A 24,640-nucleotide genomic window follows, 5' to 3' on the forward strand; every position below is an offset into this window, starting at 1 on the left:
ATGCAAGATACTGATTCAAAAATTGAAGATGGCAACCTTCAATCAAAAGATAGTATAATTATAAATTTAAAAAATAATGGTAAGAAAAAAGGAAATCTAACTTACGATGAAATTATTAATGCATTAGAAGAAATCCCTATGGAAAGTGATGAGATTGAGTTATTATATCAAGATTTTGAGAAGTCTGGAATAGAAATTTTAACAGATGATAAAATAGACGATGATATTTTGGATGATGATAAGCTTGATGAGGATATTTTAGATGTTAGAAAAGATGATGAGGATGATTTATCAAAAGAAGATTTATCTGTACCTAAGGGGATAAGTGTAGATGATCCTGTAAGGATGTATTTAAAAGAAATAGGAAAGATTCCTCTACTTACAGGAGATGAAGAGATAGATATTGCTCAAAGAATGGAAGTTGGAGACGAAGATGCTAAGCAAGAATTAGCTGAAGCGAATTTAAGACTGGTAGTTTCTATTGCTAAGAGATATGTTGGAAGAGGAATGAGCTTTCTTGATTTAATTCAAGAGGGAAATTTAGGGCTTATGAAAGCGGTAGAGAAATTTGACTATACAAAAGGGTTTAAGTTTTCGACTTATGCTACATGGTGGATAAGACAGGCTATAACTCGCGCTATTGCAGATCAAGCTAGAACTATTAGAATACCGGTTCATATGGTTGAAACTATTAATAAATTGGTTAGAGTACAGAGACAATTGGTACAAGAACTTGGCAGAGATCCGCTACCTGAAGAAATAGGAAAAGAAATGAATCTCGAAGTAGAAAAAGTAAGAGAAATTCAAAAAATTGCTCAAGAGCCTGTTTCATTAGAGACACCTATAGGAGAAGAAGAAGATTCTCATTTAGGAGATTTTATTCCGGATGATGAAATATTATCACCATCTGATGCAGCTACATTTACATTACTAAAAGAGCAATTGGAAGATGTATTACAGACTTTAACAGATAGAGAAAAGAAAGTTTTAACTCTTAGATTTGGACTTGATGATGGCAGAGCAAGAACACTTGAAGAAGTAGGAAAAGAATTTGATGTTACAAGAGAGAGAATCAGACAAATAGAAGCAAAAGCTCTTAGAAAATTAAGACATCCGAGCAGAAGTAAAAAATTAAAGGATTTTTTGGAATGATAAATATTTCTAATAGATTAAAAAAAATTTCAGAATATGTGGATAGAAATTCTAAAGTAGCAGACATAGGCACAGATCATGGATTTGTGCCTGCTTTTTTAGTATCAAATAATATATCCGATTATGTGGTATGTTCAGATATAAGTTTTTCGTCTTTGAAAAAAAGTGTAGAATTGGTAAAAAAACTTAATTATAGTGATAAAATATTTCCAAGACTTGGAAGCGGCCTTGAAGTAGTAGAGGATGGAGAAGTTGATACTGTAATAATAGCCGGAATGGGTGGAAATTTAATTGTAGATTTACTTCATAAAGAAATTTCTAAAGTTAAAAACTTAAAAAAATTAATACTCCAGCCAATGCAAGGTCAAGAATTTTTAAGGAAATATCTGTATTGTACCGGATATGAAATTTTGGATGAAAATATTGTATATGAAGATGAAAAGTTTTTTGAAATAATAGTTGTTAAATATACAGGTATAAGAACTGAAGTTAACGAAATCTATTATGAGATTCCGAAATTAATGTATGAAAGAAAAGAAAATATTTTAAAATTATTTTTAGAAAATAAAATAAAATATAATAAATCAATAATAAAAATTTTAAAAGAAGGTTCTAATACTGATAGGGTCTTAAATAGAATTAGTAAGTTAGAGTCTAAAAACAAATCTTATGAGGAGCTATTATGGAATATGATGTAATCAAATTAATTGAATTTTTAGAAAATTGGGCAAATCCAAGTTTTCAAGAAGAATGGGACAATTCGGGATGGCAAATATTATTTGACGAAGAAAAAACCGCTTCGATAGTGGTCGCATTAGATATAGATGATAGAGTAATAGATTTTGCCATTGAAAAAAACTCTAAACTAATAATAACTCACCATCCGATGTTTTTTAGAGGAATTAAAAATATAAATTTCAGCAGTTATTTTGGGGAAAATATTTTAAAACTAATAGAAAATAAGATAAGTGTATATAGTTCACACACATCTCTTGATATTGCTATAAATGGAGTTAATGATTGTTTAGCGGAATTTTTAGAATTAGATAATTGTGTAGGATTATCTGAAATGGAAAATGGATGTTATATTGGTAAAATCGGTACTAATAATAAATTTAATTCATTGGCTGAAATTAAAAATAAATTTGAAGATGAACTAAAAATTGACAATATAAAATTATATGGAAAATATCCATCTAAATTAGATATTATAGCAATTTGTGGAGGATCAGGTTCAGATTTTATAAGTGATGCGGTAAAACATAATGCAAATTTGTATATAACAGGAGATATAAAATATCATGATGGACAATATGCATATGAAAATAATATAGCTGTTATGGATATAGGACATTATGGAAGTGAAAAATTGATAATTGAAAAACTTAGTTATGAGTATAAAAATAAGTTTGAAATTGATGTATATTCACTTACTTCATCTAATTTTGAATTAGAACTTGATCGAGTTTAAATTCAGTGTTAAAATATTTTAGTAAGTAAATTGGTCAATCGCATCGATAGATGAGGAAAGTCTGCGCTCCATAGAGCAGGATGCCGGTGAAAGACCGGTGGGGGCAACCCTAAGGAAAGTGCAACAGAGAGATACCGCCTGAAGTTCAGGTAAGGGTGGAAAGGCGAGGTAAGAGCTCACCGGGTTATTAGTAATAATAATGCCATGTAAACCCCATTCGGAGCAAGACCAAGATAGGATAAAACAGATGTTGCTCGCATCTGCCGGAAGGTAGGTCGCTTTAATTTATTGGTGACAATAAATATAGATAGATGATTGATAAAACAGAACGCAGCTTATAGATTTACTTACTTATGATAAAAGATTACAAATAGGTTAAAATTATTTTAACAAATTTGTAATCTTTTATTGCATTTTTGTAACCGATTTGTTATACTTTATTAGAAAGAGATTATATTTTTAACATAAGGAGTGTTACAAATTGTTGAATATAAATAAGAAAGTACCTATGGGAGTAATTGCATTATGTGCAGTATCGTTATTTGGACTTAAAGATACCGGTATTTTTATAAGAGACCATGTTCAAACTACTTATAGTGGAAATAAAGTTTATTTTGAATTAGGGGAAAAAGCTGAAATAGTAGAAAAAGCAAAAGATGGATACATAGTTGCTAAAGGAAAAGCTCGTGTTACAATTCCTACAGAAAAAATAGAATTAACAGAAGTTACTACTTCTATATATAAAGTTTCTAAAAATACATCTATAAAAGATAAAGAAGGACAAATTATAAGAAATTTATTTTTGGGAGAAGAAGTTGTGTATTTAGCTTTAAGAGGAGAAAATTTCTTAGTTAAATGCAATGACAATGTAGAGGGCGAAGTTGATAAAAACTGTTTAGAATTAGTGTCTACAACAACTAAAAAAATTGAACCTAAAAAGGCAATTAAAGTTGTTGAGAAAAAAACTAATGTAGTGCAAGTAAATATTTTATCAAATGAGGAAAAGGAAATACAAAAAGTTGCAACAGCAAAAATTACAACATCTAATGTTGAAAAAGCCAAAGTTGTTGTACCAAATGTTGAAAATGGAAAAGTTAAGATAATATTAGATTCTGCTTTTGATAAGTTAGGAACAACATATGTATATGGATCTGCAGGAGATGAAGGATATGATTGTTCAGGCTTGATATATGCTGTATATAAAAAGCAAATGGGAATAAATTTACCGAGAAGTTCTTCAGAACAATCAGAGTATGGAATTCAAATTGAAAGAGAAAATCTTCAAGCAGGAGATTTGGTGTTTTTTAATACTACAGGTGGCGGAGTTTCTCACGTTGGCATATATATAGGAAACGGAGAATTTATTCATGCATCAAGCGGTAAAGGAAAAGTTGTAGTATCTAATTTAAATGAAAAATACTATGATTCTCATTATGTAAATGCAACAAGAGTGTTATAAAATACAAAAACCTAAGGATTAGCCTTAGGTTTTTTTGTTTAAAAAATTGTTAAAAGACTTGAACACTTAATAAATACTTGATATTATAACATAAATGAAAAATGTTTAAGGAAGTGTAATATTGGCTAAAAATTTAGTTATAGTTGAGTCACCTACTAAGGCTAAAACTATTAAAAAAATGCTTGGAAGTACTTATAAAGTTGTAGCATCGGTAGGACATATAAGAGATTTGCCTAAAAGTAAACTTGGAATAGATGTTGATAATAATTTCGAGCCCAGCTATATAAATATTAGAGGCAAGGGAGATATTATTAAAGGATTAAAAAAAGATGCTAAAGAAGCAGATCATATATATTTGGCAACTGACCCTGATAGAGAAGGGGAAGCTATTTCATGGCATTTAAGTAATATACTTAATCTTGATTCAAATAGTAAGAATAGAGTAACATTTAATGAAATAACAAAAGAAACTGTAAAAAGACAAATTAAAAATCCACGTTTGATAGATATGGATCTTGTTAATGCACAACAAGCAAGGAGAGTTTTAGATAGACTTGCGGGATATAAAATAAGTCCATTGCTTTGGAAGAAGATAAAAAGCGGTTTGTCTGCCGGAAGAGTGCAGTCTGTTGTTTTAAAAGCTATATGTGATAGAGAACAGGAAATAGAAGAATTCGAAGCTGAAGAATACTGGACAATTGAAGCTACCCTAAAAAAGGGAAGAAGTAAATTTTCGTCTAAATACTATGGAACAATAGAAAATGGCAAACAGATAAAACGTGAAATAAAAACGGAAAAAGAGTCTTTAGATATATTAAATAATATTGACAAAGATAATTTTATTGTAGAAGAAAAAAAGAGCGGCGTGAGAAAAAAATCATCTTCTCCTCCTTTTACTACATCTACAATGCAACAAGAAGCATCTAAAAAGTTGAATTTTTCTACAAAAAAAACAATGATTGTGGCACAAAGTTTATATGAAGGTATAGATATTCCGCATGAAGGATCTGTGGGATTAATAACTTATATGAGAACAGATTCTACAAGAATGTCAGATGAAGCTCAAAATAGCGTACTTAAATTTATAAGTGATGAATATGGGGATAATTACCTATATAAAAATAATGCTAAAGTTAGTAAAAGTAATATTCAAGATGCTCATGAGTGTATAAGACCTACAGATGTGAATAGGACACCAAACTTATTGAAAGATTCACTTTCTAAAGATGAATTTAAATTATATTCTTTAATTTGGAAAAGATTTGTTGCATCACAAATGCAACCTGCAATTTATGATACGATGAGTCTCAATATAATTTCAAATAATGAAGTATTTAAGTCATCCGGTTCGCAAATAAAGTTTGATGGATTTTTAAGAGTATATGAATTTTCAACTGAAAAAGATGATATATTGCCTAATTTAGAGGTCGGCGATAAGCTGAAATGTGCGACAATTGAAAATATTCAACATTTTACACAACCTGTTGCAAGGTATAATGAGGCAACTTTAATTAAATTTTTGGAAGAAAGAGCTATAGGAAGGCCGTCTACTTATGCACCGATAATAAGTACATTACTTTCAAGATATTATGTTGTGATAGAAGATAAAAAAATACTTCCAACTGAACTTGGGATAACGGTTAATGAAATTTTGTGTGATAATTTTTCTGATTTAATAAATGAGCAGTTTACTGCTAATATGGAAGCTGATCTTGATAAAATAGCTGATGGTGAATTAGAATGGAGAAATTTAATAAGGAATTTTTATGTTAAACTTGAAGAAGATTTAAAAATAGCTGACAGTAAAATTGAAAAAATTGAAATTCGTGATGAAGAAACCGATATAAAGTGTGAAAAATGTGGCAGGAATATGGTAATAAAGATGGGAAGATATGGAAAATTTTTAGCATGTCCCGGATTTCCTGAATGTAGAAATACTAAATCATTAGTTGAAAAAATTGGTTTAAAATGTCCTAAATGTGGAGGAGATATTGTAATAAAAAGAAGTAAAAAAGGAAGAGTATTTTACGGATGTGACAATTTTCCAAAATGTGATTTTGTAACGTGGAATAAACCTATAGATAAGATTTGTCCTAAATGTGGAGAAGTTTTAACAGAAGTAGTAACCAAAAAGGGCAATTTGATAAAATGTAGCAATAAAGATTGTAATTATGTTGAAAAGTAATGGAGATTAATATGAACTTTATATCTGATAATGTTATTGGTATTGTAAATAAAGATATTTCTATGAAATACAATGTAGTTCCTAAATTAGAAAATAATAGTAATATCGTATTCTGGTCAACTGAAATTGATCAGAATACACAGCTATATTTGGAGATACTTTTGAATAAAACCATAACATTTGAAATTTGTAGTGATGAAGAATTAATTAATCATAGGAAGAGTGTATATTCTGTTTCTGATATGTCCATACTTAAAAGTTCACTTGAAAATTTTGAATCTAGAGTAGAAATAGAAAGTGGAGAATTAGAACTTGGAGAAAAATCCAAAGTATCTGAATTTTTAAATAATATTATTTTTTATGCAATAGAAAATAAATGTTCTGATATACATATTGATGGACTTGTAAATTCATCGCTCATTAGAGTTAGAATTGATGGAATTTTAATGGACTTATTTGAGATAAAAAAGAGTGTAATTAAATTTATAATAAATAGAATTAAAGTTCTCAGTAATTTAGATTATACTGTAAAAAATATACCACAAGACGGAAGGTTTAGTTTTAATTACTTAGGAAAGAGTATTGATATAAGAGTTGCAATAACTCCAACAATATATTCTGAAAAAGTAGTGCTTAGGATTTTAGATAGAGAAAACGTTTTATTTACTAAGAAGGGAATCGGATTACATGGAGATAAACTAAAAGCTGTAGAAACTCTAATTAAGCAGCCCAATGGTCTGATATTGGTATGTGGTCCTACCGGTAGCGGAAAAACATCTACACTGTATACTTTACTTAAATCAATTCAAAGTGAGGATATAAATATACTTACTATAGAAGATCCTGTTGAATATAAAATTGAAGGTATAAATCAGTTAGAAATAAATGAGAAAGTCGGATTTGATTTTAATTCAGGTCTTAAGACAATATTAAGACTTGATCCGGATAAAATAATGGTTGGTGAAATAAGAGATACAGAAACGGCAAGTACATCTCTTAGAGCCTCAATAACAGGACATTTAGTGCTCAGTACACTACACACTAATGATAGTCCGTCAGCAATATATAGATTAAAGGATATGGGAATAGAAAGTTATCTAATATCTGCCGGGATTATAGGAATAATTTCACAAAGATTAGTAAGAAAACTTTGTGATTGTAAAATTAAAGAGAAAAAATATATAGATATATTTGATGAAGAAATGGAAATATATAAAAAATGCGGTTGTCCTAAATGTGCCAATAGCGGATATGCTGGAAGAAAAGCGGTGTTTGAAATATTAATTTTGGATGATGAATTGAAAGAAGCTCTAAATTCATCTATAAGTTTAACTGAATTTAGAAAGTTATGTAAAAAACATAATATGATTTCTTTAAAAGAATCTATGAAAGAGTTGTTACTTGAAGGAATTACATCTTTGGATGAGGTATATAAAAATATAATTACTATAGGTGACTTATGATTTTTAAATACAAAGCATTGGATTTTAAAGATAATTTAATAGAAGATAGACTTGAGGCAAATTCAGAAAAAGAGGCTATATCAATTTTAAGAAGTAGAAATCTTAGACCTATTAAGATTGTTGAGATAAATAAAATTAATGTGGATATAGTATTAAAGAGAAGAACATTTAATAATGAAGATTTGCATATTTTATTATATCAACTATATGTATTGGTTAATGCAAAAAATACAATTCCATCTGCATTTAGAGTATTATTGAAAAGTTATAGCGGTAAAAAGAATAAGATTTTAAAAAAAGTATATCAAGACTTACTTTCGGCGAAACCGTTAAGCGATGCCTTAAAAGAAAGTAGAGAATTTCCAAATCTAGTTGTAAATATGATAGGAGTTGGAGAAAATTCATCTAATATGATACTAATATTAAAAAATTTGTCGGAATATTATTTAAATAAAGTTAAGCTTGATAAAAAAATAAGAAATGCTTTATCATATCCGACTTTATTATTTGTGGTTACATTTTTTATAGTGAATTTTTTAATGTTAAATATATTACCTACATTTGCAGAAGTTTTTAAAAATTCCGGTGCAGAGCTTCCGTATATTACACAGATATTGATTAATATATCCACATTTATAAATAAGAACATTATTATAATAATTTTAAATTTTTTAATTGCCATTCTTTTATTAGAAGTATTTTTTAAAACTTATAGGGGAAGGTACACATTAGATAAAATTAAGTTAAAGAATAAATTTTATAAGACAATAATTGTTAAGAGATTTGTAAATATGCTTAACTATTTAATATCGTCCAAAGCTACAATGTCTAACTCTCTTGAAATAATAATAGATTCAACAGAAAATTTTGTTGTAAAGGAACATATAAAAAATGCAATTAGAGATTTGTATGATGGAATAAGTTTATCAGATTCATTGAGAAATACGGGATTGTTTTCTGAAGCGGCATTATCTATGTTAAACATAGGAGAAGAAACTTCTGAGCTCGATAATATTCTTAGAGCATTAGATGATTATTATGAGCATGAAATATATTTTAAAAGTCAAAAATATGTTTCGCTTGTAGAACCGATAATCATATTAGTATTATCTATATTTGTTGGATTCATAGTAATTTCAATTGCAATGCCTATGTTTGATTTAGTTAATAGAATTTAAGGAGGTTTTTTATGAAAAAATTAAAAGGATTTACATTGGTTGAATTAGTTGTAGTTATTGCAATAATTTTAATTTTGGTATCTATAGCAGTTCCTAAATATGAAAAATCAAATTTATCAGCACAAGCAGCGGCTCACAATGTGAATGTAAAAGAAATAAAAAATGCAGCTATTTTATATCTCATAGAACATCCTAACGAAAAAAATGTAACTATAGAAAAACTATCAGATTATTTTGAAAATGGAATTCCAAAACCGGCTAAAGCTCTAAATCAGGAAAATTTTCAAATAAGTGTTGATGATAATTCAAATATAACAGTAACTCCCGGAACTGTTAAAGTTAATGGGAAAAATCTTGAAGTGGAGAAGTAATGTTATACATAATAGTTTTTATTTTTGGAAGTATTTTGGGCTCTGCAATAGGAGCCTATATTTATAGGAGAAAAAATTTAAAAAGCTTTTTAATCGGACGATCAAAATGTGAAATTTGCGGTAAAAAAATTCCCTTTTATTATAATATTCCAATACTGTCATATATTATTTTAAAAGGAAAATGTAAAAATTGTAAAAATAAAATACATGTATATATTTTTATGTGTGAAATTATAATGGCGATATTAACTACTATATTGTATATTAATTATGGATTTCAATTTAAGTTTTTATTGAGGTTATTAGAATTAATTTTATTATTAATAATTTCTGTTACAGATATTAGAGAAAAAGCAGTATATACAATTGATATTTTTGCATTATTTTCAACTGAATTTTTTATTAAAATTTATTATGGAGATGTTATGTTAAATAGCATTAAGATGATGGTTTTGCTTGGAATGATTTATTTTTTAATATATTATTTGTCAAAAGCAATGGGAGAGGCAGATGTTATTTTAGGAGCAGTATCAGGATTTTTTGCTACAAATTTTTATGAAGTTTTTAAAATCTTTAGAAATAGTTTTATGGTTGCGGCATTTGTAGTAATATTATTAGTATTTTTAAAAAATAAAGGAGCAAAAGAGAAAATAGCATTTTGTCCATATATAGCAATAAGTATATTAATGGTGATAATATGAGTAAGAATTTTGCATATTTAATTTTTGATGATTATTGTTTTGACTTTATAAGTAATAATTTTATGGAAAGGGTAGAAATACCAAGGAATATTTTAATTGATGGGATTATAGTAGATAAAAATTATTTGTATTATATACTAAAAAAATTTTTTGAAAATAATGATATATCTGAAAAAGAATTTATAATTTTCAATCAATCATCTAAAATATTCAGTTTAAAATTAAAACTTCCTAAAATCAGCGAAGAAGATATTAGAAGCATGATAGGATATGAGATAGAAAATTTGCTTCCTATAAAATTGTCTGAATATGAATTTGTATATACTTATACAATAAATTCAGAAATAAATGTAGATGTTAGAGTTGCTCGGAAGGATTTTATAGCTGATTTTGAGGATGTATTTAAAAACCTCAATAAAAAATTAAAAGGATTTTATTTTTTTAATGATTTTTGTGAAGATACAAAATTTACAAATTTTATAAGTTTAAACTTTGGACATACTTTAATTAAAAATTCGGATGTAAATAAGAGTATTTACAATGCTGATTTTTATGAGATATTTAATAAATATAATTTGGAATATTTTGTATCTAAAGATATTATGGAAAAAAAGTTTGTTGAATTGGAAGGTAATACAATTTTAAAAATCGAAAACAATTTTGATTTAATTTTGTATAAAAATATAAATTTGATAAATAAATCATTAGAGTACGGAGCTACACTTTTTACCGGAAATTTAATAATTGATAAAACTAAAACTGAATTAGAAAAGATTAGTAATGAATATTTTTTTGAAATAGATTATAAAAAATTTAATCCTAATAAAAAGTTAAATTTTATAAAAGAACAAAAGAAAAAAGTTAGCAAAATATATTTTTATGCTTTAATATTTTTTGTGTTAAATTTCTTGTTATACATTTATATTTCCAACAATATCAATATAAGAGAAAGTGAACTTAACGAATTGAACAACAATAAGGAAATATTAGATAATAGAATTTCAGAGTTAAATTATGATGAACTTAAACAGAAAAATGAAAAGTTGTTAAAGGATATAGAAGAAGATAATGAACTGAGAGAAAAACAAAAATCGGCAGTTGATTTTGGGAATTTATTTTTAGAGCTTGAGGATTTGGAAGATGATGAAATATTATTTACAGATTACTATTACTATAATGCAATGTATGTAAATGGAATAGCAAAAAATGAAAAGAAGATTGAGAAAATATTAGAGGGAATTAAACATAAAAGTGAATTATTGCAGTCAGATATTGAAGATGGAGTAATTAAATTTAAAATAAAGATAGAAATAATGAACTAAAGAGTACTATTATGAAATATATTCAAGTTTAAGTAAAGAGGACAAAAATCTTCGGTAATTACATTTGTAAATTAATTATATTTATATAGGGCAACTAAGGTTGCTCTTTTTAATTTAAGTTAGTAAATCGATTGATTTATATATTTAATATTGTTGTAATTTGATAAAAATACATAATGTGATAAAATTCTATTTAGAGATTATTTTATAGTCAAATTAAAATAGAAGTGGATGAATAAATTGGAAATAGGGAAATTATCAAATGAAGAACTAAAAAATTATGTTTTAAAAAATATTACAGTAAATAGAGATGAAGTTTTATTTGGAGCAGACATTGGTGTTGATACTGCTGTATTAGATTTTAAAGACAACTTGATAGTTGCATCGACTGATCCTATAACCGGCGCTACAAATGATATAGGAAAGCTTGCGATTAATGTGTCATGTAATGATATAGCCTGCGAGTGTGCTGAACCGGTTGGTGTTTTAATAAGTGTATTGCTTCCTCCGAATGCAACTCTTGATGAACTTGATGTAATTATAAAAGATGCAAGTAGAGAATGTGAAAAACTTAATCTCAATATAGTCGGAGGCCATACGGAGGTTACTGATGCGGTAAATAGAATTGTAGTAACAACTACAGTACTTGGTAAGGTAAAACGGGAGTTATTACCTAAGATCAATAGAATAGAAGCGGGAGATGTAATTGCAATTTCGAAATATATAGGAATAGAAGGAACTTGTATTGCCTATAATGAAAGAAAAAATGAGCTTGATAAAATTTTAAGTAAAGAAGATAAAATAGAAATATGTAGTATGTCAGAAATGCTTTCTGTAGTTAATGAATCAAAAATAGCTAAGGATTATAATGTAAAATTTATGCATGATATAACAGAAGGTGGACTTTATGGAGCCTTGTGGGAAAGTAGCAATGTAATAAAAAAAGCTATTGAAGTTAATAAAAATTTAGTTCCCATAAAAAATTCAACTAAGAAAATATCAAAAATTTTTGATATAGATGTATTTAGATTTATTTCCAGTGGGAGTATGATTTTTATATTCAGTAAAGAGGATTTTTTAGAATTTAAGTTGAAATGTGAAAAAAATAATATATTAATTACTGAGATAGGAATTGTAAAAGAAGGCTCAGATCTTTTAATCAAAGGAGAAAATAGAGAGATAGTATTAGAAGCCACTGTTGATGAACTATATAAGATAGTATAAATTTATTGACTTTGACAATATATTAATGTTATAACTATAGTAATCAAGGAGGAATTATGAGAAATAAATATATATATTTAATGATACTTACATTTCTATTTTTACTATCAGACAAGGTATATGCCGATTCGCAGTTTGATGTGACTATTGACGGAAAAGATGTATCTGTAAAGATGGTAAATGTAGAGGTAAATAAAACTAAGCTTGACATGGCTTTCAATGCATATACAGATAAAGGCAGAACTTTTGTACCTATAAGAGAACTTACGGAAAGTTTAGGAGCTGATGTTGAGTGGGATAATAGTACAAAAAGTGCAAGCATAAGTCTTGGTCAAAAAGAAATAAAATTAAAAATAGGAAGTAATATTATTTATATAAATGGAGTTAAAACAAAACTTGAGGAAAATTCTATACCAAAATTTGCAGAATATAAAGAACCAAGAATCGAAACAAAGACAATGGTACCTTTAAGATTTTTGTCTGAAGCGTTTGGATATGATGTTGACTGGAATGGAGAAACAAAAACAGCCAGTGTTTTAAGTTCCAAAAAAGAAACATCTAAAGCTCAAAAAGAAGAAACTAAAATTCAAAAAGAAGAAACTAAATCTAAAGATAAAGAAAAAATAAAAACTGCATCCCTTAATAACACAGATAAGGAAGTAAAATCTTTGAATGGTAATAATGCGTTATTTACTTCAAATTATGAAAAAATGGAAACGAATCAGTTGAATAAAACAGCTGAAGAAGAAGCATATAAGGCTGCAGGTCTTAGCATACCTGATTTAGAAGAAGAGGAAAGAGTTATAACTAAACGATTTAAAATAGATGGTCCTTTAACAATAGTTATTGATCCGGGTCACGGGGGAAAAGATTCCGGAGCTATTATGGAAAGCGGACTTACAGAAAAAGAGTTAAATCTTAAAGTAGCAGGTAGATTATATGAACTGTTAAAAAAAGAAGAAGGATATGAAGTAATAATAACAAGAACCGAAGATGAATTTATTAAACTCGTAGATAGAGCTGCAATTTCAAATGATAATGGTGCAGAAATTTTCTTATCTATACATTTCAACAGCTCAGATAATAAAGAAGCAAAAGGCATAGAAGTACTTTATGCTTCTGAAAGCAAAGTAAAAATAAAGACAGTTGAACAAAAGCATTTTGCTAATGAATTATTAAAAGCTTTAATAGAAGAGACTGGTTGTAGCAGTAGAGGGTTAAAAAACAGACCTGATTTGGTAGTATTAAATAAAACTAAAAATGTTTCGGCACTTGCAGAGCTTGGCTTTATGTCTAATGAAGAAGATTATAAAAATCTTGTTGATGATAATTATTTAGATAAACTTGCTAATGGATTGTTTAAGGGAATTAAAAACTATGTCAACAAATATGGTGATAAATAAAAGAGGGTTATACCTCTTTTATTTTTGGAGGATAAAATGAGAGATAATAGGAAATTTGATGAAATGAGAAACATTGAACTTGAGTTAAATTATACTTCTGCTCCGGATGGTTCTGTACTTATTAAGTGTGGAAATACTAAAGTTATTTGTACTGCTATGATAGAAGATAAAGTTCCATTCTTTTTAAAAGGTAAAAATAGTGGATGGTTATCATGTGAGTATTCTATGCTTCCTGGCTCTACAAGCGTTAGAAAAGTGAGGGACATATCAAGGGGAAAACTTGATGGGCGCAGTCAAGAAATTCAAAGGTTAATTGGTAGAAGCTTAAGATCATGTGTTGATTTATCAAAAATAGGAGAAAAAACTATTTGGATAGATTGTGACGTAATATCTGCAGATGGAGGAACTCGTACAACTAGCATCAATGGCTCCTTTATTGCATTGAGTCTTGCTGTAAAAAATGCTATTAGACAAGGGATTATTTTAGAAAATCCAATAAAGAATAAAGTTGCTGCTATAAGTGTTGGAATTGTAGAAAATGAAAAGCTTTTGGATCTTAATTATGATGAAGACTCTAATGCACAAGTTGATTTGAATGTAGTTATGAACGATAATAAGGAAATTATAGAAATTCAAGGGACGGCAGAAGGAAGAAGTTTTTCTAGAAAAGAGTTAAATGAACTTATAGATTTATCAGAAATCGCAATAGATAATATATTTAATATACAAAATAAGGTGTTACTTGATAAAGAAAAAATTGTTTTATCAAGTGATAATGAGCATAAAATAACAGAAATAAAAGAAATATTAAAAGATTTGCCTGTTGAGATTATATCTAAAAAAGATGTAAATCTTTCTAATATCAATGTTGATGAAAACTTTGATACACTTGAGGGAAATGCACATTTAAAAGCATCAGCAATAAAAGATAAGTGTGCTTATTCTGTAATAGCTGATGATACAGGATTATTTGTAAATGCACTTAACGGAGAACCGGGAGTACACTCTGCGAGATATGCAAAATCACATGATGATGCTGAAAACAGAAAATTGTTAATTAAAAACTTACGAGATGAAAAAGACAGGAGAGCTTATTTTAAAACTGTAATTGTATATATAGATTCTATAGGAGAAGAACATATTTTTGAAGGTATCTGTAAAGGAGAAATAACAGAAAAGGAAATAGGAAATGGTGGATTTGGATATGATTCTATCTTCTTACCTAAAGGATTTAACAGGACATTTGGAGAAATGAGCAGTGATGAAAAAAATCTCATTAGCCATAGAAGTGAAGCAATTAAAAAATTCAAAGATTTTTTAATGAAAAAATACAGTGATAAAATTATTTATTAATAATAAATAACTCTTGACTTAACATGCGAAATTTGGTAACATAAATTTGTTACTGATGATTATGGTGGGTATGGCCTAGTTGGTTAGGGCGCAAGATTGTGGCTCTTGAGATCGTGGGTTCGAATCCCACTATCCACCCCATAAATTCAGTAACATTTTATTTTAAATGCTATAAATTATGTTTATGGCATTTTTTTTATTTTGTTGATTAATTAGTTATATTTAGTATAAAATATTTGATTTTTTATTGATTTTACTATATATTTATTTAGAATGGAGGAATTTTATGAAGATTTTATTTGATACATTAGGCGGAGATAACGGTTCTTATGAGGTAATAAAAGGAGCTTTTGAAGCTAAGAAAGAATTTGATATAGATATAGCCTTTGTAGGTAAAGAAAATGAAATAATGAATATAACCGACCAGCTAGATCAGAATATAGAATTTGAAATTATAAATGCAAGTGAAAAAATTGAAAATGATGAAGAACCTGCATTTGCTTTAAGAAAGAAAAAAGATTCTTCAATAGTTGTAGGATTGAAAGCGTTAAAAGAAAAAAAGGTTGATGCATTTGTATCTGCGGGAAGTACGGGAGCTCTTCTTGCGGGAGGTCTTTTTATAGTTGGAAGAGCGGAAAACATTAAAAGAGCAGTTTTGCCAACTGCAATTCCAAATTTAAAGGGAAGCACTCTTTTAATTGATTCCGGAGCAAATATGGACTGTGATGAAAGTCTCTTATTACAATTTGCTAAAATGGGAAAGATTTATTTAGAAGCAAGCGGAAATCATAATCCTAAAGTGGGGCTTTTGAATGTCGGCACAGAAAAAGGAAAAGGAAATTCAGTTGTTAAAAATACTTATGGGTTGCTTGAAAAATCAGATTTGAATTTTATTGGTAATATAGAGGCGAGAGATGTAACTCTTGGAGTTTGTGATTTAGTTGTATGTGATGGATTTGTTGGAAATGTTTTGCTAAAAAATACAGAAGGAGTTGCATATTTTTTGACAAAACTTATAGAGAAATCTGTAGCCGAGTTAAATTTATCTAAGGATAGCTTAATTGATATAAAAATGTTAATGTCCAAGTTAAGTAAGAGAATAGATTATCATGAGGTTGGGGGAGCAATACTTCTTGGTTTGAATGAAGTTGTAATTAAAGCTCATGGTAGTTCGGACTATGTAGCTATAAAAAATGCAGCAAAAGTTGCTGTTATGGCAGTAAAAGCTGATGTAGTTAAAAATTTAGGTAAAATATTTAAGGAGTAGTATAGAAAATGAAAAATAAGGTATTGGAGTTAATAGCGTCACAATTTAATAAGGAAGTAGAAGATTTAAGAGAAGATACATCTTTTGCGGATGATTTAAATGCAGATTCAATAGATATAGTGGAACTTGTTATGAGCATAGAAGATGAGTTTGGAATTGAAATTGAGGATGATATTTTAGAAAATATGTCTACGATTGGAGATGTCTTAGATTATCTTGAAGAAATGGAATAGGTGATTTTATGCCTAAAAATGTATCTATTCTTTTATCTTTATTAGAATATGAATTTAAAAATGATAAATATATAAATACTGCATTGACACATTCGTCATATATAAATGAGCATAATTTAAAAGATACAGTGAGCAATGAGAGATTAGAGTTTTTAGGAGATGCCGTATTAGATTTAATAATAGGAGAATATTTTTATTATAGTCATAAAAATCTAAAAGAAGGAAGCTTATCTAAGCTTAGATCTAAAGTTGTTAATGAGAATAGTCTATATAAAATAGCTACAAATATTTCAATTGGAGATTTTATGTATTTTGGAAAGGGAGAAATAAAAAATAAAGGTAATTTAAGAGAATCTACTCTTTCTGATTGCCTTGAGGCGCTGATAGGAGCAATTTATATTGATGGAGGATTAGACGCTGTCAGGAAGGTAATTTTAAGACTATTTCATGATAGAATTATGGAAGTTGAAAACTTAAAATCTTTAGAAGATTATAAAACTATGCTTCAAGAATGTATTCAAAGAAATAAGATGGGAAATATAAAATATGTAATATATGATGAGAAGGGGCCTAGTAATGATAAGGTCTTTTATTCTAATGTTTTAATTAATGATATAATAATAGGAAACGGATATGGTAAGACTAAAAAAAGTTCAGAGCAATTAGCTGCTAAAAATGCACTTATAAGAATAGGTGAGTTAGATGTCTAAAAAGAACATAATACCCATTTTTGTACCTCATTTAGGATGTCCAAACGATTGTGTTTTTTGCAATCAAAATAAAATAACAGCATCGTCTACAAATATTACTTCTGATGATGTTAGATCTATTATTGAAGAATACTTGTCATACTTTAAAGATAAAAATAATATAGAAGTAGCATTTTACGGCGGAAGTTTTACAGCAATAGAAATTTGTATTCAATTAGAGCTTTTATCTGTTGCAAAAGAGTATAAAGAAAATAATATTATTAAAGAAATAAGGCTTTCAACAAGACCTGATTGCATAGATATCAAAAGACTTGAAATTTTGAAGCATTATTTAGTTGATACTATTGAGCTTGGAGTACAAAGTCTTGATGAAGATGTATTAAATTTATCTAATAGAGGACATGATGATAAATGTGTATATAATGCTGTAAAATTGATAAAAAAATATGGATTTAATCTTGGACTTCAGCAAATGATAGGGCTTCCTGGCGATAGTTTAGAGGCTTCATTATATACTACAAGAGAATTTATTAAATTAAATCCGGATTTTGTGAGGATATATCCTACTTTAGTTATAAAAGATACAGAACTTGAAAAAAGTTTATATAATGGGAGTTATAAACCTTTGAGTATAGAAGATGCTGTAAGAATAACTAAGGAATTATTAAAATTATATATACTAAATGGTATATATGTTATTAGAATAGGACTTCAGCCTACAGAAAATATTCAAATGGGAAAAGATGTAATTGCAGGACCTTTTCATCCTGCTATAAGACAAATTGTAGAAGGTGAGATTTTGTTTGATGTCCTAAAGAATTTCTTTAATGATAAGGAAATTACAAATTATGAGCTTGAAATACATTCATCAAATAAAAATGTATCTAATTTGGCAGGCCAAAAATCATTTTTAAAGAATAAAATAATAAATGAATTTAAAATTAAGAATCTTAAGTTATTTGGCGAAAATATATCTGATGATGTTTTAATATTAAAATATAGATTGAATGAAAAAAATTTTGAAAATGAAATACAAATAAAAGATTATATGATTTGGAGATAAGTATGTATTTAAAGACACTTTACATACAAGGATTTAAGTCCTTTGCACAAAAAACTAAAATTGAATTTAATAATAAAATAACCGGAATAGTAGGTCCTAATGGAAGCGGGAAAAGTAATATTTCAGACGCTATGATGTGGGTATTAGGAGAAACAAGTATAAAATCACTTCGTGGTTCTAAAATGGAAGATGTAATATTTTCCGGTACAGATGAAAAAAAACCGCTTGGATTTGCGGAAGTAACTATTGTATTTGATAATAGTGACAAGAAGCTTCCAATAGAATACACAGAGGTTTCCGTTACTAGAAGAATGTATAGATCGCTGGAAAGTGAATTTTTAATTAATAATGTAAAGTGTAGACTTAAAGATATAAAAGAACTTTTTATGGATACCGGTATAGGAAAAGATGGATATTCTTTAATTGGACAAGGAAAAATAGAGAGTATTTTAAGTAATAAACCGGAACAAAGAAGAAGTGTCTTTGAAGAAGCTGCTGGAATTTCAAAGTTTAAGATGCGAAAGTTAGAAAGTGAAAATAAACTGAGAAAGACAGAGGAGAACTTAATAAGATTAAATGATATAATTTCGGAAATTGAAATAAGAGAAAAAGTTTTAAAGGTAGAATCTGAGAATGCAATTAGATATAAAAACTTTTTTAATAAATTGACTGACCTGGAAGTAACTTTAGCATTTGTTGATATAGAAAAACAAAAATTGAGTGAAGATAAATTTAATGAGAAAATAGCTTTTATCAACGGTGAAATAGAAAATATAAATTTATCAATTAAAATAAATCAAGATGAGCAGCAGAATGTAGAAGAAAAAATAAGGATAATAGAAGAAGAAATAGAGTCTATTCAATTATCTGAGATAGAAAACAATAAAAACTATGAGAGAATGTTGTCTCAAATTGAATTAATATCAGAAAAGAAATTAAATATAAATTCAAATGTTGAGCAAAGAAATACAAATATATTTGAGCTTGAAAATTTAATATTACAAAATAGAGAAAAATATAACACAAATATAGAAAAAATAAATACATGCAATGACGACTTTGTTAAAGTAACTGAACAGCTTTCAAAATTAAAAAAAGATTTAGATTTGAATATACTTGAGTTTAAAAAAGTTGAAGATAAAATTGAAACTGACAGCAAAATTCTTTTAGAGTTACATAAAAATAAGTCTGAGATAGAATCCAAACAATTAATGACACAGTCTATAATATCTGAAAAAGAGAGCAGACTTTTAAGTGTAAGTAAGAATTTAGATTTATTAAAAGAGAATAATATAGAAATAGAAAAAGAATTTAGTTTTATAGACATTAAATATAATGATATCTTAAATAGAAAGTCACAATTAATAGTTGATAAAGAAAAATTAGAAAAAGAAATTCTTGAGCTTAACAATAAAATTAAAAATAGTAGCAAACTTTTATCAGAATATAAAAATAAATATGATAAAAAGAATGCTGAATTTATTGCACTTAAAAATATCGCGGATAATTATGAAGGATATAGTAAAAGTGTAAAATTTTTTATGAATGGAGCAAAAAAAAGAAATATATTTTCAAATTCATTAATAGGACCTGTTGCTGAAAATTTAAGAGTTGATTCAAAATACGAAAAGGCAATAAGTGTGGCACTTGGTGGAAATTTACAAAACATTATAGTAAAAAGTGACAGTGACGCAAAAGAAATGATTGAGTTTTTGAACAGAGAAAAATATGGAAGAGTAACATTTTTACCTATTAATTCAATGACTTATAAAGAAATTGATTTTAAATTGAAGGATTTAAATGAAGAAGGGCTAATAGGTTTTGCTGATGAACTTATAGAATTTGATTGCAAATATAAGTCTATTTTTAAAAATTTACTTGGAAAGATTATAATTTCTAAAGATTTTGATACTGCAAATAGAATATCCAAAAAATTAAACAGAACATACAGAGTAGTAACTCTTGATGGAGATAGTTTGAATATCGGTGGTTCAATAACCGGAGGAAGTATACTTAAAAATAATACGGACATAATAAGTCGGAAAAGTGATATAGAAAAATTAGAAAGAGAATCTCTTGATTTAAAAGATAAATATGAATCTATTTTAAAAGAATATGATGAGTTAAAGTCAAAAATCGAAGATGACAGTAATTTATTAAATGAATTAAAAAATGAAATTTATATGATATTTTCGGAAATTGTGACTCTTGAGAATAGCAAAAATAATTTAAGTTTAAGTAAAAACAGCAATGATGCATATTTATCCAAATATGTAGAAGAAAAAAATCAACTTATGAGCTCTATAACTTTAGATAAAGATTTATTAACTGAATTAGATAATAATCTTAAGAATATAGACTTTCAGCTTAAAGAAAAAAATATTTCAGGAAATACTTTTGATAAAGAACATGATACTTTAAAACTTCTCATAGAAGAACAAAGGGAAGAATATTCAAAAAATCAACTGGATAGTATTAAAATTCAAGGTAATATTGATTCTTTAATAAAGGAAAATAATAATATATTATCCAACAATGAATTTAATAATTTAAAAATAACTAATTTAAATAGTGAAATAGTCAGTTTAGAATTAGACAGAGAGAACTTAAATATTGAAGAAAATAAATTAAATGAAAAGTTAATTAATTCAAAAGATATTCTAGATAAAACTAAGGAGGCTTTATTTGAACTTAGAGAATCTAAACTTAGTTTAAATTTAGATTTAAAAAAATATAGAAATATTTTTGAACAACTTCAAATAAAGTTGATAGATTTTGAAAAACGAAATGCCAAAATATTAAGTGAAAAAGATAAAATAGAATTTAATATATTAAATATTGAGGAAAAAATAAAAATAGAATATGGAATCGAAGCGGATAATATTAAAAAGCTTGTTGACTATAAGAACTTAAAAGAAATAAAAGATGAAATTTTTGATTTAAAAGTAAGTATTTCAAAATTAGGGGATATTAATTTATTTTCTATAGAAGAATATAAGGCGGTTAGTGAAAGACTTAGATTTAATTTGGAGCAAAAACAGGATCTTTTAGATTCAAGGGAAGAGATTAAGTCTATATTAAAAGAATTAGATAAAGAAATGAAAGAAAAGTTTAGGGAGACATTTTCTAAAGTTTCAAAGTATTTTGAAGAAATTTTCAAGATATTATTTAATGGAGGTAAAGCTCAAATTGAAATAGATGGTGATGATGAATTATATAGCGGTATAGAAATAAAAGCACAACCCCCAGGGAAAAGATTTCAGTCATTATCTTTGTTGTCAGGAGGAGAAAGAGCTCTAACAGCAGTAGCACTTTTATTTGCGTTATTAAAAGTTAAAACGGCACCGTTTTGTATTCTTGATGAAATAGATGCAGCACTTGATGATGCCAATGTAAAAAGATATGTTGATTATTTGATAAAAATTGAAAACATACAATTTATTATAATAACACATAGAAAACTTACTATGGAAATTGCAAATATACTATATGGTGTTACAATGGAAGAAAAGGGAATAAGTAAAATAATTTCAGTAGAACTTAAAAATTAGGAGAAAAAAATGTTTAAATGGTTTAAAGAAAAATTTTCTAAAGATGATGAGCAAAAAATTATAAAAGAAAATTACGCAGATGAAGTGAATGAAGTTGAACAAAAAGTTGAATTTTATGAAGAAAATAATTTGGAAAATACAAGTGTTGAAGATATTGATACTAAAGAAATCGTTGAATCTAACAATGAATTAGATCAGTTGGTTGAAGGAACTTTGCATCAAGATGAAATTAAAGATAATAATTTAGAAAATGAAACTATTGATGAAATTAGTAATATTGAAGAAAAAGAAGAAATCTATGAAGAAGTAGAAGAGATTAAGGAAGAGTCTAAATTATCTATATTTCAAAAATTAAAGCAAGGTTTAACTAAAACAAGACACGAAATGGGAGTAAAGATAAATACAATATTGGGCTCTTATGTAAAAATTGATGATGAAATGCTTGAAGATTTAGAGGATATTTTGATATCTGCAGACATCGGAATGGAAACTACGATGAAACTGATTGATAATCTTAGAAATACAATAATACAAGAAAAAATAAATGATCCCAATATGGTTAAACCATTGTTGAAAGAAGAAGTTAAAAAGCTTATGAACGACTCATTGGATAGTAAGATAAAAAAGGAAAGTCCTACTATAATTTTAGTTGTGGGAGTAAATGGCGTTGGAAAAACTACGACAATTGGCAAGTTATCAAGTAAGTTGAAAATGGAAGGAAATAAAGTTTTAATAGCAGCGGCAGATACATTTAGAGCAGCAGCTATAGATCAACTGAAAACTTGGGGAGATAGAGCAAATGTAGATGTAATTTCACATAATGAAGGAGCAGATCCCGCAGCGGTAATATTTGATGGGATAACAGCAGCAAAATCACGAAATTCCGATATTCTTATTTGTGATACAGCAGGTAGACTTCACAATAAAGCCAATTTAATGAAAGAACTTGAAAAAATTAATAGAGTAATAGATAGAGAGTATCCTAATGCAAATAGAGAAACACTTCTTGTACTTGATGCTACAACGGGACAAAATGCTATGAATCAAGCTAAAACATTTAAGGAAGTTTGTAGTATTTCCGGAATAGTTTTGACAAAGCTTGATGGAACCGCAAAAGGAGGAGTAGTAATAGCTCTTCAAAGTGAACTTCAAATACCAATTAAGCTTGTAGGAGTAGGAGAGGGGATAGATGATTTACAAGAATTTGAATTGAACTCATTTATAGATGCCATATTTGATTGATGGAGGTATTAAATTGAATTTAACTAGACCTGCATGGTTGGAAATTAATTTGGATTATTTAATAGAAAATATAAATAAAATAAGAAATAATGTCAGAGAAGATGCCGAAATAATATCGGTTGTTAAAAGTAATGCTTATGGTTTTGGAGCATTAAAAATAGTTGAAATTTTAAGAGAAAATGGAGTTAATTTTTTTGCAGTAGCGACTATGTCCGAAGCTATAGCTATAAGGAAAAAATTTAAAGATGTAAAACTTTTAATACTTGGATATACACCGGATTATTTAATGAATGTTGCAGTTGAAAATGATATAACATCAGCTATTTATAATTATGAATCTGCAAGAACCTTAAATGAAATAGCTAAGAGTCAAAATAAAACAGCTACTATTCACATAGTATTAGACACAGGAATGAATAGGATAGGATTTAAAAATATAGATGATAGTATAGAAGACATAAAAAAGATTTCTAAATTTAAAAACATTTATATCGAAGGAGTATTTTCACATTTTGCAGCAGCTGATACCAATGCAGAATATACTAAAAGACAATTTAATATTTTTAAAAATGCAACAGACATTTTGGAAAAAAATAAAATTAATATACCGATAAAACATATAAATAATTCAAGTGCAATACTGAATTATAATGAATACAGTCTTGATGCGGTACGACCCGGAATAATACAATATGGTTCCACTGAAGGAATTAAGACTAAGTATAAAGAGTTAAATAATGTAAAATATATAGGTCAGATAAAAGCTCAAGTGTCTAATATTAAAATTGTTTCCAAAGGGGAAAAAGTAAGTTATGGATTAACTTATGAAACTTCAACTGAAACTAAAATAGCAACTATTCCATTGGGATATTCAGATGGAATATTGAGACAACTTAGCGGAAAAATTGATGTGCTTGTATCAGGAAAAAGATGCAGACAGATAGGAAGAATATGTATGGATCAAATGATGGTGGATGTAAGTGGAGTAGATTGTAATATTGGAGACGAAGTTGTAATACTTGGTTCTCAAGGAAATGAGTATATTGATATATTAGAAATAGCAAGAAAAGTTGATGAAATTGCAACGTCATATTCATGTCATTTTTCTCCGAGACTTCCAAAGGTATATATTAAAAATGGAAAAATAGATGAAATAGTAGATGAATTGATTAAATAAAGTAACAGTATTATATAGTCAATATGAGCTTTTATACAGAAGAATGAATTGATAGGATAAGAGACATATCATCTTAAGATGATGTGTCTTTTGTTATTAAGTAAGATTATATGTC

The 24,640-nt window shown here is 27.5% G+C and carries 20 protein-coding genes, 1 tRNA gene and 1 other RNA gene; all 22 read left to right on the top strand.

Features of this window, described 5'->3' with window-relative positions:
* The 22 genes from rpoD (at window position 1) to alr (ending at window position 24,525) form a co-directional block, all read left to right on the top strand.
* Window positions 1-1,152 carry an RNA polymerase sigma factor RpoD gene (gene rpoD / locus M915_RS01185; RefSeq protein ID WP_009222312.1) on the top strand — a complete coding sequence of 384 codons (1,152 nt, stop codon included), beginning with the start codon at window positions 1-3 and terminating at the stop codon, window positions 1,150-1,152.
* Entirely contained in the window at window positions 1,149-1,850 is a 702-nt protein-coding gene (locus M915_RS01190) for a tRNA (adenine(22)-N(1))-methyltransferase (RefSeq protein ID WP_009222311.1), read from the top strand. Before rpoD ends, M915_RS01190 begins: the two co-directional genes overlap by 4 nt.
* Window positions 1,835-2,623: a Nif3-like dinuclear metal center hexameric protein gene (locus M915_RS01195; protein WP_009222310.1), complete on the top strand. Its 789-nt coding sequence runs from the start codon at window positions 1,835-1,837 to the stop codon at window positions 2,621-2,623. The genes M915_RS01190 and M915_RS01195 overlap by 16 nt, the downstream gene beginning before the upstream one ends.
* A 22-nt stretch (window positions 2,624-2,645) precedes the next feature.
* Window positions 2,646-2,977, top strand: an RNA gene (gene rnpB / locus M915_RS07300) — RNase P RNA component class A.
* A 127-nt stretch (window positions 2,978-3,104) separates the two neighbouring features.
* Window positions 3,105-4,082, top strand: coding sequence for a C40 family peptidase (locus tag M915_RS01200; protein WP_036728586.1), 978 nt, complete (start codon window positions 3,105-3,107; stop codon window positions 4,080-4,082).
* A 121-nt stretch (window positions 4,083-4,203) separates the two neighbouring features.
* Window positions 4,204-6,267: a type I DNA topoisomerase gene (gene topA, locus M915_RS01205; protein ID WP_036728588.1), complete on the top strand. Its 2,064-nt coding sequence runs from the start codon at window positions 4,204-4,206 to the stop codon at window positions 6,265-6,267.
* A gap of 11 nt (window positions 6,268-6,278) precedes the next feature.
* The gene (locus M915_RS01210; protein WP_036728591.1) at window positions 6,279-7,730 is read left to right on the top strand and encodes a GspE/PulE family protein; all 1,452 of its coding nucleotides are present in this window, start codon (window positions 6,279-6,281) and stop codon (window positions 7,728-7,730) included.
* Complete coding sequence (locus M915_RS01215; protein ID WP_036728593.1) at window positions 7,727-8,908, top strand: type II secretion system F family protein; 1,182 nt, start codon at window positions 7,727-7,729, stop codon at window positions 8,906-8,908. Before M915_RS01210 ends, M915_RS01215 begins: the two co-directional genes overlap by 4 nt.
* 11 nt (window positions 8,909-8,919) lie before the next feature.
* Complete coding sequence (locus tag M915_RS01220; protein WP_009222304.1) at window positions 8,920-9,279, top strand: competence type IV pilus major pilin ComGC; 360 nt, start codon at window positions 8,920-8,922, stop codon at window positions 9,277-9,279.
* Window positions 9,279-9,980: a prepilin peptidase gene (locus M915_RS01225; protein ID WP_036728596.1), complete on the top strand. Its 702-nt coding sequence runs from the start codon at window positions 9,279-9,281 to the stop codon at window positions 9,978-9,980. The genes M915_RS01220 and M915_RS01225 overlap by 1 nt, the downstream gene beginning before the upstream one ends.
* Window positions 9,977-11,302: a hypothetical protein gene (locus M915_RS01230; RefSeq protein ID WP_036728599.1), complete on the top strand. Its 1,326-nt coding sequence runs from the start codon at window positions 9,977-9,979 to the stop codon at window positions 11,300-11,302. The genes M915_RS01225 and M915_RS01230 overlap by 4 nt, the downstream gene beginning before the upstream one ends.
* Window positions 11,303-11,533: 231 nt before the next feature.
* A complete protein-coding gene (locus tag M915_RS01235; RefSeq protein ID WP_235043745.1) occupies window positions 11,534-12,526 on the top strand; it encodes an AIR synthase family protein in 993 nt (330 codons plus the stop codon).
* Between the two features lie 56 nt (window positions 12,527-12,582).
* On the top strand, window positions 12,583-13,929 hold the full coding sequence (locus tag M915_RS01240) for an N-acetylmuramoyl-L-alanine amidase (RefSeq protein ID WP_036728604.1): 1,347 nt from the start codon (window positions 12,583-12,585) through the stop codon (window positions 13,927-13,929).
* A 36-nt stretch (window positions 13,930-13,965) separates the two neighbouring features.
* Window positions 13,966-15,282: a ribonuclease PH gene (rph, locus tag M915_RS01245; protein WP_036728606.1), complete on the top strand. Its 1,317-nt coding sequence runs from the start codon at window positions 13,966-13,968 to the stop codon at window positions 15,280-15,282.
* Between the two features lie 64 nt (window positions 15,283-15,346).
* Window positions 15,347-15,423: transfer RNA gene (locus tag M915_RS01250), tRNA-His, on the top strand.
* Between the two features lie 145 nt (window positions 15,424-15,568).
* Entirely contained in the window at window positions 15,569-16,549 is a 981-nt protein-coding gene (plsX, locus tag M915_RS01255) for a phosphate acyltransferase PlsX (protein ID WP_036728609.1), read from the top strand.
* 8 nt (window positions 16,550-16,557) lie between these two features.
* The gene (acpP, locus tag M915_RS01260; RefSeq protein ID WP_009222297.1) at window positions 16,558-16,782 is read left to right on the top strand and encodes an acyl carrier protein; all 225 of its coding nucleotides are present in this window, start codon (window positions 16,558-16,560) and stop codon (window positions 16,780-16,782) included.
* Window positions 16,783-16,790: 8 nt separating this feature from the next.
* Complete coding sequence (gene rnc / locus M915_RS01265) at window positions 16,791-17,492, top strand: ribonuclease III (RefSeq protein ID WP_036728611.1); 702 nt, start codon at window positions 16,791-16,793, stop codon at window positions 17,490-17,492.
* A complete protein-coding gene (locus tag M915_RS01270) occupies window positions 17,485-18,555 on the top strand; it encodes an elongator complex protein 3 (protein ID WP_009222295.1) in 1,071 nt (356 codons plus the stop codon). Before rnc ends, M915_RS01270 begins: the two co-directional genes overlap by 8 nt.
* A gap of 2 nt (window positions 18,556-18,557) precedes the next feature.
* Window positions 18,558-22,106, top strand: coding sequence for a chromosome segregation protein SMC (smc, locus tag M915_RS01275; RefSeq protein ID WP_036728614.1), 3,549 nt, complete (start codon window positions 18,558-18,560; stop codon window positions 22,104-22,106).
* 9 nt (window positions 22,107-22,115) lie between these two features.
* On the top strand, window positions 22,116-23,348 hold the full coding sequence (gene ftsY, locus M915_RS01280; protein ID WP_009222293.1) for a signal recognition particle-docking protein FtsY: 1,233 nt from the start codon (window positions 22,116-22,118) through the stop codon (window positions 23,346-23,348).
* A gap of 13 nt (window positions 23,349-23,361) precedes the next feature.
* Window positions 23,362-24,525: an alanine racemase gene (alr, locus tag M915_RS01285; RefSeq protein ID WP_051259764.1), complete on the top strand. Its 1,164-nt coding sequence runs from the start codon at window positions 23,362-23,364 to the stop codon at window positions 24,523-24,525.
* Window positions 24,526-24,640: the final 115 nt, after the last annotated feature.

Source organism: Peptoniphilus mikwangii (genome assembly GCF_000468535.1).
In the GTDB taxonomy this organism is placed as follows: Bacteria; Bacillota; Clostridia; order Tissierellales; family Peptoniphilaceae; genus Anaerosphaera; species Anaerosphaera mikwangii.